This window comes from Acidobacteriota bacterium, from assembly GCA_016716435.1.
Taxonomy (GTDB): Bacteria; Acidobacteriota; Blastocatellia; order Pyrinomonadales; family Pyrinomonadaceae; genus OLB17.
In genome coordinates, this window is record JADJWI010000001.1 from 13,638 (window position 1) to 28,831 (window position 15,194).

Consider the following 15,194-nt stretch of genomic DNA (forward strand, 5'->3'; position numbering starts at 1 on the left):
TTGAATATTTGCAAACTTATTGATTTGGAGAAAATATGGTAGCTCAAAAGAAGACCAAGGCCTCAAAATTCCTGACCGTGCCGACAAAGCCGGTTCCCATCGACCGTGACCGTTCGGTCGCGGGCCTTTGGAAAAAATGGAAGGAGCAGGCTTTGGTGCAAAACCAGTTGGCCGAAGCCCACCGGATCTGGCTCGATATGCTCGACGACAACTCGACGATTTACCTTTGCGGTTCGGGAAACTTGATCCCTTCCGGAATGCGGCGGTTGATGGCTTATGTCATCAAGAACCGTTTCGTCGACGTCATTGTGATGTCCGGCACCGTTTTGTACCACGACATACACGAAACACTTGGACGCAATCATTATCAGGCGCATCCGAGTATGAGCGATGAAGAACTTGAAGCTGCTGATGTAGCACGTATCGGTGACACGCTTGCTAATCGAGACGAGTACCAGGAAGCCGATGAATGGATCGGCAGCGTCATCAATCAGCTGGAAACGACGCGGTCGTATTCCGTTCGTGAGTTTCTTCACCTGATGGGCCGAGAATTGGCTGAGATCGCACACGAAGACGGCATTATGACCGCTGCTTACAAATCCCGGATCCCGGTCTTTTGCCCCGACATCGCCGGAACCGAGCTTTCGGTTGGGATCGCACGTGCAAAGTTTGAGAAGAAACTGCAGTTAACTTTTGATACGACGCAGGATACGATGGAAATGATGCAGATCGCAAAAACGCGGAATTCGGGCATCATCACGCTAGGCAGCATTAACGCTCAGAACATGGTCAATATCGGCGAAGTGTCGTCTTACATTACTCGGACAACCGCCCGCGGCCACAAATATGCGATCTCGATCACGACCGATTCCGCTCCGCTGGAAACGCGTACACCATCGTTCGGCGGCACACACCGCGAGGTTTTCGGCAAACTCCATCGTGGAGCCACGACCGCCTACGTCCCCAAGTGACCCATCGATCGCATTGCCGATGATAATTACCGCTCTTTCGCAAACAGCAGCAAAATTCATGAAAGGTCGCAAACGGCCGAATTTCAGCTTTGCGGGCAAAGACCTTTCGATAGATGTGCCATAAGATATGTCTGAAAGTGCCAGCTTGCCAATGAATTTCGGTGGAATAGACGAGGAGCAATTCTCGTCTTTTGATTCTGCACGTGTGCTGATTCTCCCTGTCTCGTATGAGGGTACGGTCTCATACGGTACCGGTACAGGCTCCGGAGCGATGGCCATTGTCGATGCCTCTCGTAATATGGAGCTTTACGACGACGAGACCGATTCCGAAGTATATAAGATCGGTATCCATACCCTTGACGAATTCAAACCGCGGCCCTCACCGGAAGTGATGATGGACGAGCTTTATTCGTTCTCCAAAGAACTGCTCGGCGACGGAAAATTCGTCTGCATGCTTGGAGGAGAGCACTCGGTTTCGGCTCCGATAATCAAGGCTCATGCCGAGAAATATCATGACCTGAGTGTTTTGCAGATCGACGCCCATGCTGACCTCCGCGATACATATGACGGCACACCGCACTCGCATGCTTCGATCATGGCCCGCGTCGTGAAAGATCTCCGTATCCCTTCGGTGCAGGTCGGGATTCGTTCGATTTCGGCCGACGAAGCCCGTGCGATCGCAGATGGTTTGCCAACAAAGATCTTTTGGGCTCGCGACATCGTTGGAAAAATGGACTGGATCGATGAAGCGATCGACGGCCTGACCGAAAACGTTTACTTGACGATCGATATAGATGGACTGGATCCGAGCATTGTTCCTACGACCGGAACACCGGAACCGGGTGGATTAGGCTGGTACGAAACGTTGGCGTTGATACGCAAGCTTGCCGAAAAGAAGAACGTCGTCGGTATGGATCTCGTCGAATATTCCTACGTCGAATCATACGATTCTCCTGCGTTCCTTTGTTCAAAACTGGTATACAAAACGCTTGCTTATATCTTCGATGGTGAAACGCCAAAGGTCACCGGAATGATGTGAACGGCTCTTGCGGATCAAGTTTTCGCGAAACTTTGTGAATGCGCGTCGTAAAGCAGGACGAGAGTTTAAAAGCTACCGTGGGATGCGGTAAAATCCTGCCTACAGTTATTTGGAGAAGAATCAATGAGTTTTAATCGGTTCCTTTCGCTTTCAGTTCTTGTTTTGGTTGTATTAACGGTCTCTTGCAAGACCGGTCTGCTGAGCGGTGGTGAAACCGGAGAAATTCCTGTTCAGCCTTCAGCTCCACCGCCGCCGCTGGTCGTGGATGGCGTTCGGACATCGTACGCGGACGTCGTTGAAAAAGACATCTTCGGCCGTTGTCCGTATCGAAGCCGAACAACGCAATCGCCCGCCTCAGGCCCAACAGCCGCAACCACAGTCGCCTTTCGACGAGTTTTTCAGACAGCTTCCATCGCCTCGCGGCGGACAGCGTCCGCCGGTCGAACGCGGCATGGGTTCGGGCGTGATCGTAAGTGCGGACGGCACGATACTAACGAATGCTCACGTCATTGATGGTGCCGACAGCATCACAGTCTTGATGAATGACAACAAGACGTTTGAGGCGAAGCTTGTCGGTCTCGACAAGCCAAGCGACCTCGCGGTTCTGAAGATCGAGGCTCAGAACATGCCGTTCCTGACTCTAGGGAATTCCGATTCGGTGCGCGTCGGCGATATCGTGCTTGCGATTGGAAATCCCTCGGCATCGGACAGACCGTGACGGCCGGGATAATTTCGGCAAAGGCCGACGTACCGGCCTGAGCGACGGAAGTTTCGAAGATTTTCTGCAGACCGATGCCCCGATCAATCGTGGGAATTCGGGCGGAGCATTGGTCAATCTTAATGCCGAATTGATCGGCATCTCGTGAGCAACGTTCGGCCCGGAAGTGCGGCCGAGAAAGCGGGCGTCAAGCGGGGTGACATCATAACGGCCGTCAACGGTGACAAGATCGATGACGGTAACGTGCTCCGCAATAAGGTCGCCGGAACTCTGCCGGGAACCGAGATCAAGTTAACGATCCTGCGTGACGGAACCAGCCAGGATCTGACCGCCACTCTCGACGAATTTGACACTGAAACATCATCGGTCGCCCTGATGCAGAACAACGAGAACAATGCACCGGAACGATCGGCTCCGGGAGGAAAGCTCGGGCTGACGCTGCAGCCGATCACGCCGCAGATCGCAAAACAATTCGGTTCCGGTACTGAGACCGAAGGCCTTGTCGTCCTCGAGGTCGACCCGAACGGCGTTGCGGCCGACGCTGGCATCAGCCGGGGGGATTTTTTGCTGGAAGTGAACCGTCAGCCGGTTACGACACCCGAGGCGGTCGAGTCGGCGTTGCAGAATGCCGGCGCCAAGCCGGTCTTGCTCCTTGTTTCGCGAAAAGGATCGACGATATTCATGACCGTTCGGCCGCGTTGATCGGGGAAGTACAAATTCACGATCGCTCTCTTAGCCGTCAGATCGACGGCTTTTTTGTTTTCTCGCCCCTTATGTGCTAAATATCTCGGATATGTGGAACAGGGTCTATATCACCGCTTTGGCTGCGTTTACGCTGATACTCGCATCTATCACCTATTATTCGTGGAGCTGGCTGCGAAGTATCGGTTCACCGACCGCGGCAATTGCCGGTTTTGATACTTCTGATGCGATCGGCTGGACCTTTCTTTGGTTAACGACGGTCGTTTTGCTCGTGATCGCGAATTTCGTTCTTGCCCGCACGTTGCGGGCTTGGGCATTGTGGACAACGTTCTTGTACTTCGGTGTCTTTGTCGTCATCAAGTATTTTTGGCTTTCGGTCTCTGCGACGTCGTTCCTACGCGCAAACGATCTCGATTCCGGCAGTTATATACTTGGCCCGTTTCTGGCGCTGATGCTTTGTGTCGGTTTCGGCGCCGTTGTTTTCCTTGACCAGCTTGTATTGGTAAAGATATCGAACAGGATCTATCCGCCGAAGGACGGGGCTAAGAACGACGTTGCTGAAATGCCGGAATCAGCAGAAGAAAACAACCCATCGATATAGCACTGCTGCGTCCTATCGAAATATGCCCGCAGCCTCGATACGGCAGCGGGCATATGAGTTTGGTCGGGACGGCGAGATTTGAACTCACGACCTCTCGCACCCCAACCAACCTGAGGGTTAATCGCAAGTTCTCACAATCGCTCAAAACCAATCAAAATCGGCAACTTGCTTGTCGCTTATAAGCTTTAAGTAGGTTTGCGTCGGGAAAAGTGCAACCATCTTGCAACCAACTTACCAAGATTATTCCCAATTAGAACGTCGATAAATAACACTGGCGAGAACAACAAAATAACACATTCTGATCGAAAATAAACACTAATTTTTCTGTTTAGTGTTTTGCGACATTTTCGGGAAACAAATGTGACGAAACCCCGTCTCCTAAGTCATTCTGGCTTATTAACACACCAATAAATTGATATCCGGTTTTCACTACTTTTGCCCCTCTCGCCTACCGCTATTTTATATATTTGAGCGATGTTATCTGAACTGCCAACCTTTCTCAGATGGGTGCATCGCGACATTATTCATTGACAAATGTCACGTTGCACCACAATACTTTAATGGTGGGTAAGGATCAGGTACTAAAGTTAAAGAAACTTGGGGTCTTTACACTGGCTCAGGGCAAGGCTGCGGGAATTAGTCAGCAAGACATATCCAGGCTTGTCGCTGCAAAGGACCTCGTTCGTCTTGATCGTGGAATCTACCTTCATCCGAAGACGTCGCTCGATAAAGATGTAGGATTCCAGATCGCATATTCAAAGTTTGGTTCGGTTCAGCAATCGGTGGTCTTTCAGCTCTATATCATTACAACCTTGCCGAGCAGGTTCCGGGAGAAATATGGATGATGGTCCCTCCGGAGAAAAGAACCCGAGAAAATGGTTATAGACTGATTCGAACAAAAACAAGGCTCGACAAACAGATCATAGATGAAAAGGGCTATCGAATCGTCACAGTCGAAAGGGCGGCACTAGAGGCTCTTAAATTCATCACAAAAATAGGTGAACGAACAGCAATAAAGGCCGCCAAAGAAGCTCTTGCAACAAGAAGAACTACGGAAGCAAAACTTGCAAAAGCAGCAAGAGAACTTGAGCTTGAATCGGTACTAGCCAAGTATCTGGAGGTCATCGTGCCCTGACCACCAAAGAAAAGGCACTTCCAGTTGGCGATCCGGTTTCCACATAATCTCAGTCAGAAACCAGATAGTCGAATATTTGCTACACTTCGCCGAAATTAGCGAGCTGCCTCTAAAATCGGCCCTAACTCGTTATTAATGACGATATCATACTCCTGAAGATGCGTGGCACTTTACTCGCCATATTTGCCGATATATATTGACACTACCATAGTTACTCGCCATAATTGACGTATTATGAGATTCGACACAAACACGACCGATCAAGCGATACTTAAAGAAATCGGAGAACGTGTTGCAATGATTCGATTGAATCAGAACTTCACCCAAGCAAATCTTGCGGAGCAAGCGGGCGTGTCTAAGCGAACCGTTGAACGGCTAGAGGCAGGCGAATCGGTACAAGTTACAAGCCTAATTCGGCTCCTGCGCTCATTAGGACTACAGCAACGTTTAGAGGCACTTTTCCCAGAACCCGTTCCAAGCCCAATTGCTCAACTGAAACTTCAAGGGAAAAAGCGACGACGAGCTTCCTCCAAAGAGTCACGAAGTTCGAAAGGAACGGGCTGGAGTTGGAGGGATGAGTCATGACAACGCTGGCTGAGGTCAAGCTTTGGGGCCGCACCATCGGGGCTGTTTCGCTTGAGGACGGCAGCGATGTGGCTGCCTTTGAGTACGCACCGGAATTTATGAAAAGCGGCATCGAGGTCTCACCGATCGTGATGCCGCTGACTGGATCCATATACGTGTTCCCGGAACTGCCACGAGCGACCTTTCACGGCTTACCGGGTTTGCTAGCTGATTCACTCCCGGATAAGTTTGGCAACGCACTCATGGACGCCTGGCTCGCGACGCAAGGCCGATCCCCTGATAGTTTTAATGCGGTGGAAAGGCTCTGCTACACGGGCTCACGTGGTATGGGCGCCCTCGAGTTTTTCCCGAGCAAAGGCCCCAAGGAGATGGCCTCTCGTAAGATCGAGATTGACGCTTTAGTCAATCTGGCTTCCGACGTTTTGAACCAACGAAACAATCTTGATACTACTTTTGACGATCCTGATTCTCTCAGGGATATCCTTCGCGTAGGAACCTCCGCGGGTGGTGCCCGGGCCAAAGCGGTGATCGCGTGGAATCGAAAAACTAATGAAGTGAGGTCTGGACAAGGAAAAGCCGGCGACGGATTTGAATATTGGCTATTAAAGTTCGACGGCGTCACAGGAAACCGCGACAAAGAACTTGCCGATCCACAGGGCTATGGAGCGATCGAGTATGCCTACTATCTGATGGCACTCGAGGCAGGAATACAGATGAGCGAATGCCGCTTGCTCGAAGAAAACGGCAGACGGCATTTCATGACAAAGCGATTCGACCGTCTCGAGAACGGCGAAAAGATTCACATGTTGTCATTGAGCGGTCTAGCTCATTTTGACTTCAACAATGCCGGTGCCTATGGCTACGAACAAGCCATGCTGATCATGCGTCAACTTAAACTCCCGACATCAGCTATCGAGGAGATGTTTCGTCGAATGGCATTTAACATTCTTGCTAGAAATCAGGACGATCATGTCAAGAATATTGCTTTTCTGATGGATAAAGAGGGCAAATGGTCTCTTGCTCCCGCTTTTGATGTAGCCTACAGCTTTAATCCGTCCGGAGTATGGACATCGAGTCACCAGATGACCATGAACGGTAAACGGGATGGTTTTTCGATTAGTGATTTTAGGGCTTGCGCCGAGGCGGTTTCCCTTAAACGCGGTCGTGCAGAGTCAATCGTTGCTGACGTCCGAAAGGCAGTCGAAAGATGGCCGGATTTTGCCGAAACCGCAAAAGTTACCGAATCGTGGAAAACGCAGATCCAAGAGAATCTGCGTTTGGAGTTGTCGTCAATCTGACAAATTACTACCGCCGATCATCCATTCCGCTCGTTTGATCAATCCCGCGACGGCGGAAGCATTTTAGATGATCGCGACATGTGCCCCCCTGTGATGACGACAGTCCCTTTCGATTTGGCCGTTCAGCCATGAATGCCAATGCTTTCGGCAGAATGTTCTTATCTTTGTCGCCGTGGACGAACCACTACGGAACACGCCGGTTCGCGTGGTGGGCCGTTGAGGGTTGCCTCGGTGACCGGACGTTGCGCGGTTGCCACCAACGTCGTCTCGGCCTCGGAAACATCAGCAGCAAGCTGGGTCCAGTATTTATCCTGCTAAATGTAAAGGTCTTTGTCCCCATCTGAGAGCAAACAGGCTCGGCAAGTGTCGGCCCGAGGGTACTACCAGGAAATTTGGCTGAAAGTCGGAAGGCCCGGGAAAAGGGCCGAACTCAAGGCGTTTAACCGAAAGGCTCGATGGCTGATAGCAACGGGCATAGCTTCTGAGCAGAGAGCGGCGAAGCGAATATCATCAGGAACAGCAGATTTGGGATCAGGGCGGTAGAAAGATTAGATTTTTCATATAGTTGCAGCTCGTTATTATCGGCAATTGGTGTAAAAATTAGATCGCGAAGTTTGACTCCCCGATCATCTACGGCGTTGAGCAGACCAGTCATCGGACGCGATGTCATGGCCGATGGCGAAGTCGAATGGACAACGACTGTCGGCGTGGAATCGCCAAGTTTTTTTGGAACTATGCCGGCTTTTTGCTAAATGACGGGTTTTTATGGAGAGTATTGAACCAAAATTCATTCCGCTTGAATTTGAAGGGGTTGAGCCCGAAGAGCAGTTTGACCGTGGGCAGCGTTTTTTTGAATTGATCGCTCGGCGGCGAACGGTGCGCGAGTATTCGAATCGGGATGTGCCGATCGAACTGATCGAACGGGCTATCGCGACGGCGGGGGCGGCGCCTTCGGGGGCGAATTTACAGCCGTGGCGGTTCGTCGTAGTTCGTGACGCTGAGGTCAAGCGAAAGATACGTGAAGCTGCGGATATCACAATCGAATGAGCGACAAATGGCTCCGTCGTCTGCCACCGCTCGGCACCGACGAACACAAACCGTTTCTCGAGATCGCACCGTATCTGATTGTCGTATTTCGGATCACGACGATAGTGGAGGATGGCGAAAGCGAACCGACGTATTATTCGCAAGAATCAGTCGGGATCGCTGTCGGACTATTGCTCGCCGCCCTTCACAATATGGGGCTCGCAACCCTCACACACACGCCTTCGCCAATGAAGTTTCTTCAGGAGATCCTCGAACGACCCAAGAACGAGGTTCCCTTCGCGTTAATACCGGTTGGCTGTCCCGCCGACAACGCAAAAGTCCCCGACATCCACCGAAAACCCCTCGACGAGATCATGCACGTGATCTAGCGTAGCGTCGTCGAAGAAGGCCGCGGTCGTTCCTGACGATCTTTGGAAGAACGTCACCGCATTCTTGGGACATTTCAGGCGTTTTCTAACCTTCCGCGGGTCGAAGCTCATTTTCGCAGTTTAGGTTCGTTCGCTCTTTTTACGCAATCCCACCAGCCCTTGACATCGTTAGGAGTCCTAACTACTATCAAGCTGACGAGTAAGCAATTCAATTAAAAGGGAGTAAAAAATATGAGTAAATCAATTTTCTATCATGCGGGATGTCCTGTTTGCGTTAGCGCGGAACACGACATCGTTAATTTGGTTGGTGCGGACAAGGTGGAGATCGTTCATTTTGGAGAAGATATGTCGAGATTTGACGAAGCGGAAAAAGCCGGCGTGAAATCGGTTCCGGCTTTGGTTACGCCAGACGGGAATGTTCTTCACATCAATTTCGGTGCGTCTATGGCTGATGTCAAAGGCTAGTGAGTTCGCCCTATTGAGTTACGGCATTGAGCAACTCAATAGGGCGTTCGATTTCTAAGGAACTGGAAAATTATGCAAGCAGCAGTTTGGGATACGTACGTTACAAAAAAAGACGGAAGCATTATGCACTTCGACATTATTGCTCCGGCGGAAATAAAGGACAGCAGCGTGATCTATAATTACGGCCTGGAATATTTGAAAGAGAAAGGTCAGGACAATCAGCCGTTAACCGCCAGCGAATGCAATTTTTGCCACGTTGAAACCGTCCGACCGCAATGGGCGGAAGCAATCGAACAAAAAGGTTATTTTATTCTTGAGATGGAAAATTGTAACTAATGAAAAGCTCGCCGTTTGATCTCAGCAATCAAAGTAAAAGCGTTGAAGGTAAAATTGTCGCTTCATTGGAAAGAGTGTCGCAGGCGTTTCGGGTTTTGCTCTGGAACCAAAGCAAAGAGTTTTCGCTCAGTCCGATCCAGGTTCAAGTGCTGATCTTCTTGCTCCATCATTCGAGCGAAAAACGAAAGGTCAGTTATTTAGCCGATGAGTTCAATATGACCAAAGCGACCATCAGCGATTGCGTTAAAACGCTCGAACAAAAACAACTTATCGCAAAAGAATACGAACCGCACGACACCCGAAGCTACATTATCCAACTAACCGAAAGCGGCGAGGGAATCGCCAAAAAAACCTCGTTTTTCGCCGATCAGATACAAATTCCGATTGATAAATTACCTGCGTCCGCCAAAGAAATTTTGCTCTCAGGCTTGATGGACATCATCCGTCATCTGAATCAAACCGGAATCATCACCATCCAAAGAATGTGTTCAACCTGCCAATTTTACAATTCAGACAACGGACATTTCTGCCGGCTTCTCAATCAAAAACTCGCGGAAGCAGAACTGAGGACTGACTGTGAAGAACATATTCCACCGGTTAAAGCACAAACACCATAACCTCAAAATACTCGCCTTGCGGTTGGATCCGAAGCAACAAGACCCGCAGTCTCGTTCAGTGATCGTGATACTTCCTGTACATCAAGGCTCAAAACAGAGGCAGGGTTTATCGGCCAACCTTAATTATCAGAACGAATACGCCGCCCCGAGATTTACGTGATTTGCGTGCTGCACCCCGCTGAATAGATAAGTCGTGTAGAAGCGACGAAGCTCAAGGCCGATCGAAAATTGTGGAGTCCACTTAAAGATCGCCTCGCCGGCAAATGCCAGATTACGAGTACGCCAGTCGCGACGTGTGACGCTTGTCAGGTCTCGATTCTCAGGGTCATCAATTCCGATCGTTCCATAAAAAGTCAATCGATCGTTCAGTGTCGGCGGAGTCAAACCGACCTGAGCCCATCCGCCTCGGGTCCTGATCGCACGAACACCACCGGCCGTCGATGCGACGCCTTGGCTATAGGCAAAATCATTGTTGTAACTTTGAAAGACACCGGCCTGAAAGCCGCCGAGGTTTTTGCCAAAAAACGCTTCCCCGGAGACACCGATTCGTTTTGCAAGCGGAAAATTCCAGTCGGCGGCAAGACCGTATGTGTCGATGTCATTTCTTACATTGGCCGCACCCGTAAATACGCGCGATCGCCCGTAGTGTCCCGATAGGGCTATGGCTCCTGACTTTTTGCTGCCAAGCCAATTTTTCCCGCTAAACGCGATCCTGCTTTGTAGAAATGGAACACGCGATGCCGCGCCCGTCGTCGGCTGGATAAAGAACGCGGCGTTTGTCGCAAAGTCGCCAGTCTGCGGCGCAAGCACGGCTCCTTGCCAGGTTATGTTCGGCGTGATCTTTCTTTCGATCTTGATTTGAGGCAGCCGCGCCCAATTGTTTCCCGCTCCGGCCATTTGCGGTATTGCCGCGGCGGCGAGAGAGGTCGGATTAACGGGAGCAAAGACCATCCAGTCCTGTCCGACCGTTACTGATGTCTTCTCCCAGTCGAGCCTTGCGTTTGCGAGTCGCAACCTAACAACGCCAAAGTTCTCGCCGATCCCGACCGATGGAAAACCGCCGAAGAAATCGGCTTCGAGAATCGCCGAGAGCCGTGCGTTTCCAACCTTAGCCCCCTCGACCTTCGCCCCCAAGCGAGTTTGCCTGACGCTTGCACTTACATTTCCGCTGCCCGTTGGCGTGGCAAACAGCGGAACGTCCGCATTATTAGTTCCGCCACTGTTGCCAAACGCATTGAAGTAGATAGTCCCGTATGGGGTGATGCGCGCGGATCCGACATCGACACCCAGATCTTTTTTCGCTTGAGGAGCTTGTTTTACATCTGTTTTCGCAACATCCGCTGGCTTAATATCAGGCTTTGCCGGCGGATCGGCTGGCTTATCTGCCGCGTTCTTCCCGAGCATCGCTTTCAGCTCAGCCATTTCGCGACGCATTGTTTCGACCTCACTTTCCAGGTGCTTTACACGAGCACTCATCTCATCTGCCGACGGTGTGCCACTGGGCGTCTGGGCAACGACTGTAAGGCTGAGAATGGACGGTATTGCTGCTATAAGTATGAACTTTAAGAACTTGATATACATATGAATACCTCTACTGGATCAACTCGGTCGCTCACAATTTTTCCGCGTGTAGTACCACCAATTGAATATATCGTTCACCCGATTGCGGCAGTATGACGCAGATCATGTTTTCTCGCCGTGCAGAGTGAGACTTTTAATGTTGTCGAGCGAGACCGAAATAGAACTTCGGCCAAGGAGATTGGCAAACGGCACCGCAAGTAGAGTCAAGACCGTAAGTAGTCTCATACTAAGAACAGCGGCGGAAGAACAAGAAATGTTGTTTGATTCCTTCAATCGAAAAATCAAGGACCTGCGCGTATCAGTAACGGATCGCTGTAATTTTCGATGTTTCTATTGCGATCCTGATCCGGCCCCTTGCACCTCAAATGATCCGGATCTTCTGACCTTCGACGAGATACACTCTATCTGCGAGGTGTTCGTCTCCTTGGGTATTGAAAAGATACGACTGACCGGCGGCGAACCAATGGCCAGGAAAGGCCTTGGAGTACTTATAGCTCAACTTGCATGCCTTAAACCCCTTGGACTTCAAGAACTCGCGATGATCACGAACGGCAGTAGCTTCGCAAATAAAGCTGCCCAGCTACGATCAAGTGGTCTAAACCGGATAACCTTCTCGCTGGACAGTCTGAAACCAGGCACTTTTCGCTCAATTACGGGCTCCGACAAACTCTCTGACGTGCTCGACTCGATCGAGGCCGCACGATCTGTCGGTTATCCTAATATAAAGGTCAACGCTGTTATCATCCGGGGCCGAAACGACGATGAGATCGTCGACCTTGCTCGATTTGCAAGAAGAAACAGTTTAACCGTCAGATTCATCGAATTCATGCCCCTCGATAGCGGGCATATGTGGGATCGAAAACATCTCGTCTCGGCTGCCGAGATCCGGGAAAAAATAAATTCGGCTTTTCCAATAATCCTTATAAACCAGTCCCGCAGAGGTGAGACATCGTGGAGGTATCGCTTTGCTGACGGCACAAGCGGCGAGATCGGCCTGATCGCTCCGGTGACGAATGCCTTCTGCGGCGACTGTTCGCGAATTCGCCTGACGGCCGATGGGCATATCAGAACGTGTCTTTTCTCTACTGAAGAATATGATGTACGACGTTTGCTAAGAAGCGGAGGATCGCGAACCGAAGTCGCCGACCTTATTCATTTTGCTGTCGCAAGAAAAACATCCGGCCATACCATTGGTTCCCCTACATTCGAGTATTCCTCGCGGTCGATGAGTTCGATCGGCGGCTAAAAATATTGCTCAGAATATGACTTAAGTCATATTTTGGCAACCGCAACCCGCATAGCATTCCAGCAGTTTCAAACATTATGTGACAAGGAAAACTATGATGCGGCTAAATGTTCACGTCCCGGACGCGAACTACCATCAAAACCTGATCTCGTGCCAAGTGGCGTGCCCGGTACACACGGACGCACGCGGGTATGTTCGGGCCATCGCGGATGGACGGTTTGAAGAAGCATATCTAATAGCGCGCGGCCCCAATCCGTTTGCCTCGATCTGCGGTCGCATCTGCGGAGCCCCTTGCGAGATCGCCTGCCGCCGCGGAAAGATCCCCAAAGTAAATGACGACGGCATGTTCGTCGGCCAAGACCGACCGATCGCAATTCGAGCGCTCAAGCGATTTGCTTGCGATCAGTTCGGGCCGGAGGCGAGGCCGACGAGCGAGGTGTTGGACTCGATCAGGAACTTTACACCGCCCGTCGCCGGAGATGCCGAGGAAATGGCGGCGCTCTTGAGATCCGCGACTGCGACTTCGATCGAAAAAGGCGATGGCGAAAAGATCGCGATCATCGGAGCCGGCCCCGCCGGCCTATCGGCCGCTCACGACCTGGCTTTGATGGGATTCAAGCCCGTCGTATTTGAGATCGAGCCTGTCGCAGCGGGAATGCTCGCGGTCGGCGTACCGGCATATCGACTGCCCCGTGAACTGATCGAAAAAGAAGTCGCCGTTATCGAGGCTCTCGGTGTTGAGATCCGTTGCGGGGTAAAAGTCGGTGAAGATATTACTTTTGCCGAGCTCCGCGAGGATTTTGCGGCGGTGATCATCGCGGTCGGTGCCAAATCATCACGCGGCCTCGGTTTGACCGGCGAGGATGGCCCGGGCGTTATTGGAGGCGTCGATCTGCTCCGGGCGGTCTCTCTCGGCGAAGACCTAGATATGGGCAGTGAGATCGTCGTCATTGGCGGCGGAAATGTCGCTTATGACGTCGCGAGGTCGGTCGTCCGTCAGATCGCTTTTGATACCGCTCGGACAGCCGCACGGCTTTCCGAAACGGCAAACGTTCACCTGATCTCGCTTGAAGGTGCGGAAGAAATGCCTGCGGACACGATCGAGATCGTTGAGGGCGACGAAGAAGGTATCAAGCGCAGCAATGGCTGGGGACCGACGGAGGTAGTTCGCGACGAAAAAGGCAGAGTCACCGGCGTCGCGTTTCGCAGATGCTTGCGGGTCTACGACGAAGATCGAAAATTCTCACCGCTCTACGATGATGATGAAAAGAAATTAATTCCCTGCGACACCGTCCTTCTCGCTGTTGGCCAAGCACCAGCCCTTTCATTTTTGGAGGACGGCGGACAGGACGTTGAGCGAATGCGAGGCGACTGGCTCAAGGTTGACCCCATCACGCTGCAGACCACTGCAAAGGGCGTCTTTGTCGCCGGTGATCTCGCTCACGGAACGCGTTTGCTGATCGACGCCGTCGCGTCCGGCAAGGCAGCAGCGCGTTCCGTTTATCAATACCTGACCGGTAATGCGCTCGAGCATGAATTGGTCAAAACACATGTCGTTCTTGACCGATACCGTCGTGAACGCGGCTTCGAATCGATCCGCCGCGTTGAGGTGCCCACGATCGAACCGGCCGAGCGGCTCAAGCATCCCGAAAACGTCGTTGAGATCGGCTACAGCCGTGAAGAGGCCATGCGCGAGGCGTCACGCTGCCTTGATTGTGGAGTAACGCCGGTGTTTGATGGCAGCCGATGCGTACTGTGTGGTGGCTGCGCGGACGTTTGCCCAACCGAATGTTTGAAGCTGATCTCGCTCGATAGGCTTGAGTTCGATACCGAGGTCGACTCGATGACAGGTGCCTCACTTGGAGAGGACGCAGATCTGACTGAGAACTCGGCGATCCTGAAAGACGAGGACCGCTGTATTCGCTGTGCTCTCTGCGCGATCCGCTGCCCGGTCGATGCCATCTCGATGGAACGAGTCACATTTTCAACAAATTGGAGTTCTTTATGACGACACATCCGAGTGAAAAGAAATCACGTTTTGATCCGGAACCGATGCCGCGGAGGGATTTTCTGGGGCTCGCCGCTCTGGGTTCGATGGCGGCGGCATTTGCACTCTCGATCTTCGGAATGCTGAAACTTCCAAAGGCAGCCGTGTCGGCTTCTCCAGCAAAGAAATTTAATGTGGCGTTACCGGACACCCATCCGGAGGGCGAAGCGTTCGTACCGCCGGGGCGAAACGTTGCGGTCTTTCGCGATGCTGATGGCGTATTTGCTATCTCGACCGTTTGCACGCATTTGGGATGCATCGTTAAGACGAGCGCCGCCGGGTTTGACTGTCCCTGCCACGGGTCGGGCTTTCAGAAAGATGGAACTGTAAGAAAAGGGCCTGCTCCGACACCGCTACCTTGGCTTAAGGTCTCAAAAAACGGAGCTCTTCTTACGATCGACGAGGAAGCAACTGTAAAAACTGGAACAAAGGTGTAGA

The 15,194-nt window shown here is 51.6% G+C and carries 20 protein-coding genes; 18 read left to right on the plus strand and 2 right to left on the minus strand.

Features of this window, described 5'->3' with window-relative positions:
* Positions 1–35 precede the first annotated feature (35 nt).
* The 10 genes from IPM21_00100 (at position 36) to IPM21_00145 (ending at position 7,049) form a co-directional block, all read left to right on the plus strand.
* Complete coding sequence (locus IPM21_00100) at positions 36–971, plus strand: deoxyhypusine synthase family protein (protein MBK9162329.1); 936 nt, start codon at positions 36–38, stop codon at positions 969–971.
* A 205-nt stretch (positions 972–1,176) separates the two neighbouring features.
* Positions 1,177–2,010, plus strand: coding sequence for an agmatinase (speB, locus tag IPM21_00105; protein MBK9162330.1), 834 nt, complete (start codon positions 1,177–1,179; stop codon positions 2,008–2,010).
* Between the two features lie 208 nt (positions 2,011–2,218).
* Complete coding sequence (locus IPM21_00110; GenBank protein ID MBK9162331.1) at positions 2,219–2,728, plus strand: trypsin-like peptidase domain-containing protein; 510 nt, start codon at positions 2,219–2,221, stop codon at positions 2,726–2,728.
* Positions 2,697–2,876: a trypsin-like peptidase domain-containing protein gene (locus tag IPM21_00115; protein MBK9162332.1), complete on the plus strand. Its 180-nt coding sequence runs from the start codon at positions 2,697–2,699 to the stop codon at positions 2,874–2,876. The genes IPM21_00110 and IPM21_00115 overlap by 32 nt, the downstream gene beginning before the upstream one ends.
* Entirely contained in the window at positions 2,873–3,430 is a 558-nt protein-coding gene (locus IPM21_00120; GenBank protein ID MBK9162333.1) for a PDZ domain-containing protein, read from the plus strand. The genes IPM21_00115 and IPM21_00120 overlap by 4 nt, the downstream gene beginning before the upstream one ends.
* A 73-nt stretch (positions 3,431–3,503) precedes the next feature.
* Positions 3,504–4,031 carry a hypothetical protein gene (locus tag IPM21_00125; GenBank protein ID MBK9162334.1) on the plus strand — a complete coding sequence of 176 codons (528 nt, stop codon included), beginning with the start codon at positions 3,504–3,506 and terminating at the stop codon, positions 4,029–4,031.
* A gap of 560 nt (positions 4,032–4,591) precedes the next feature.
* Positions 4,592–4,876 carry a type IV toxin-antitoxin system AbiEi family antitoxin domain-containing protein gene (locus IPM21_00130; GenBank protein ID MBK9162335.1) on the plus strand — a complete coding sequence of 95 codons (285 nt, stop codon included), beginning with the start codon at positions 4,592–4,594 and terminating at the stop codon, positions 4,874–4,876.
* Entirely contained in the window at positions 4,873–5,166 is a 294-nt protein-coding gene (locus IPM21_00135; protein ID MBK9162336.1) for a hypothetical protein, read from the plus strand. Before IPM21_00130 ends, IPM21_00135 begins: the two co-directional genes overlap by 4 nt.
* A gap of 234 nt (positions 5,167–5,400) precedes the next feature.
* A complete protein-coding gene (locus tag IPM21_00140; GenBank protein MBK9162337.1) occupies positions 5,401–5,751 on the plus strand; it encodes a helix-turn-helix domain-containing protein in 351 nt (116 codons plus the stop codon).
* The gene (locus tag IPM21_00145; GenBank protein ID MBK9162338.1) at positions 5,748–7,049 is read left to right on the plus strand and encodes a type II toxin-antitoxin system HipA family toxin; all 1,302 of its coding nucleotides are present in this window, start codon (positions 5,748–5,750) and stop codon (positions 7,047–7,049) included. Before IPM21_00140 ends, IPM21_00145 begins: the two co-directional genes overlap by 4 nt.
* A 439-nt stretch (positions 7,050–7,488) precedes the next feature.
* Here IPM21_00145 and IPM21_00150 read toward each other — a convergent pair whose 3' ends face one another.
* Complete coding sequence (locus tag IPM21_00150; GenBank protein MBK9162339.1) at positions 7,489–7,704, minus strand: hypothetical protein; 216 nt, start codon at positions 7,702–7,704, stop codon at positions 7,489–7,491.
* A gap of 110 nt (positions 7,705–7,814) precedes the next feature.
* Between IPM21_00150 and IPM21_00155 the strand changes: the two genes are divergently transcribed.
* The 5 genes from IPM21_00155 (at position 7,815) to IPM21_00175 (ending at position 9,882) form a co-directional block, all read left to right on the plus strand.
* The gene (locus IPM21_00155) at positions 7,815–8,096 is read left to right on the plus strand and encodes a nitroreductase family protein (GenBank protein ID MBK9162340.1); all 282 of its coding nucleotides are present in this window, start codon (positions 7,815–7,817) and stop codon (positions 8,094–8,096) included.
* Complete coding sequence (locus IPM21_00160) at positions 8,093–8,464, plus strand: nitroreductase family protein (GenBank protein MBK9162341.1); 372 nt, start codon at positions 8,093–8,095, stop codon at positions 8,462–8,464. The genes IPM21_00155 and IPM21_00160 overlap by 4 nt, the downstream gene beginning before the upstream one ends.
* 231 nt (positions 8,465–8,695) lie before the next feature.
* Entirely contained in the window at positions 8,696–8,929 is a 234-nt protein-coding gene (locus IPM21_00165) for a thioredoxin family protein (GenBank protein MBK9162342.1), read from the plus strand.
* A 72-nt stretch (positions 8,930–9,001) separates the two neighbouring features.
* Positions 9,002–9,265, plus strand: a complete 264-nt coding sequence (locus IPM21_00170; GenBank protein MBK9162343.1) for a DUF2024 family protein — start codon at positions 9,002–9,004, stop codon at positions 9,263–9,265.
* Positions 9,265–9,882, plus strand: a complete 618-nt coding sequence (locus IPM21_00175) for a winged helix-turn-helix transcriptional regulator (GenBank protein ID MBK9162344.1) — start codon at positions 9,265–9,267, stop codon at positions 9,880–9,882. Before IPM21_00170 ends, IPM21_00175 begins: the two co-directional genes overlap by 1 nt.
* A 126-nt stretch (positions 9,883–10,008) precedes the next feature.
* Here IPM21_00175 and IPM21_00180 read toward each other — a convergent pair whose 3' ends face one another.
* Positions 10,009–11,463 (minus strand): hypothetical protein, encoded by a 1,455-nt coding sequence (locus IPM21_00180; GenBank protein ID MBK9162345.1) that lies wholly within the window; start codon positions 11,461–11,463, stop codon positions 10,009–10,011.
* Between the two features lie 253 nt (positions 11,464–11,716).
* Between IPM21_00180 and moaA the strand changes: the two genes are divergently transcribed.
* The 3 genes from moaA (at position 11,717) to IPM21_00195 (ending at position 15,193) form a co-directional block, all read left to right on the plus strand.
* Positions 11,717–12,709 (plus strand): GTP 3',8-cyclase MoaA, encoded by a 993-nt coding sequence (moaA, locus tag IPM21_00185; protein MBK9162346.1) that lies wholly within the window; start codon positions 11,717–11,719, stop codon positions 12,707–12,709.
* Between the two features lie 94 nt (positions 12,710–12,803).
* Entirely contained in the window at positions 12,804–14,717 is a 1,914-nt protein-coding gene (locus tag IPM21_00190; protein MBK9162347.1) for an FAD-dependent oxidoreductase, read from the plus strand.
* A complete protein-coding gene (locus IPM21_00195) occupies positions 14,714–15,193 on the plus strand; it encodes a Rieske 2Fe-2S domain-containing protein (GenBank protein MBK9162348.1) in 480 nt (159 codons plus the stop codon). Before IPM21_00190 ends, IPM21_00195 begins: the two co-directional genes overlap by 4 nt.
* The last annotated feature ends 1 nt before the right edge of the window (position 15,194 follow it).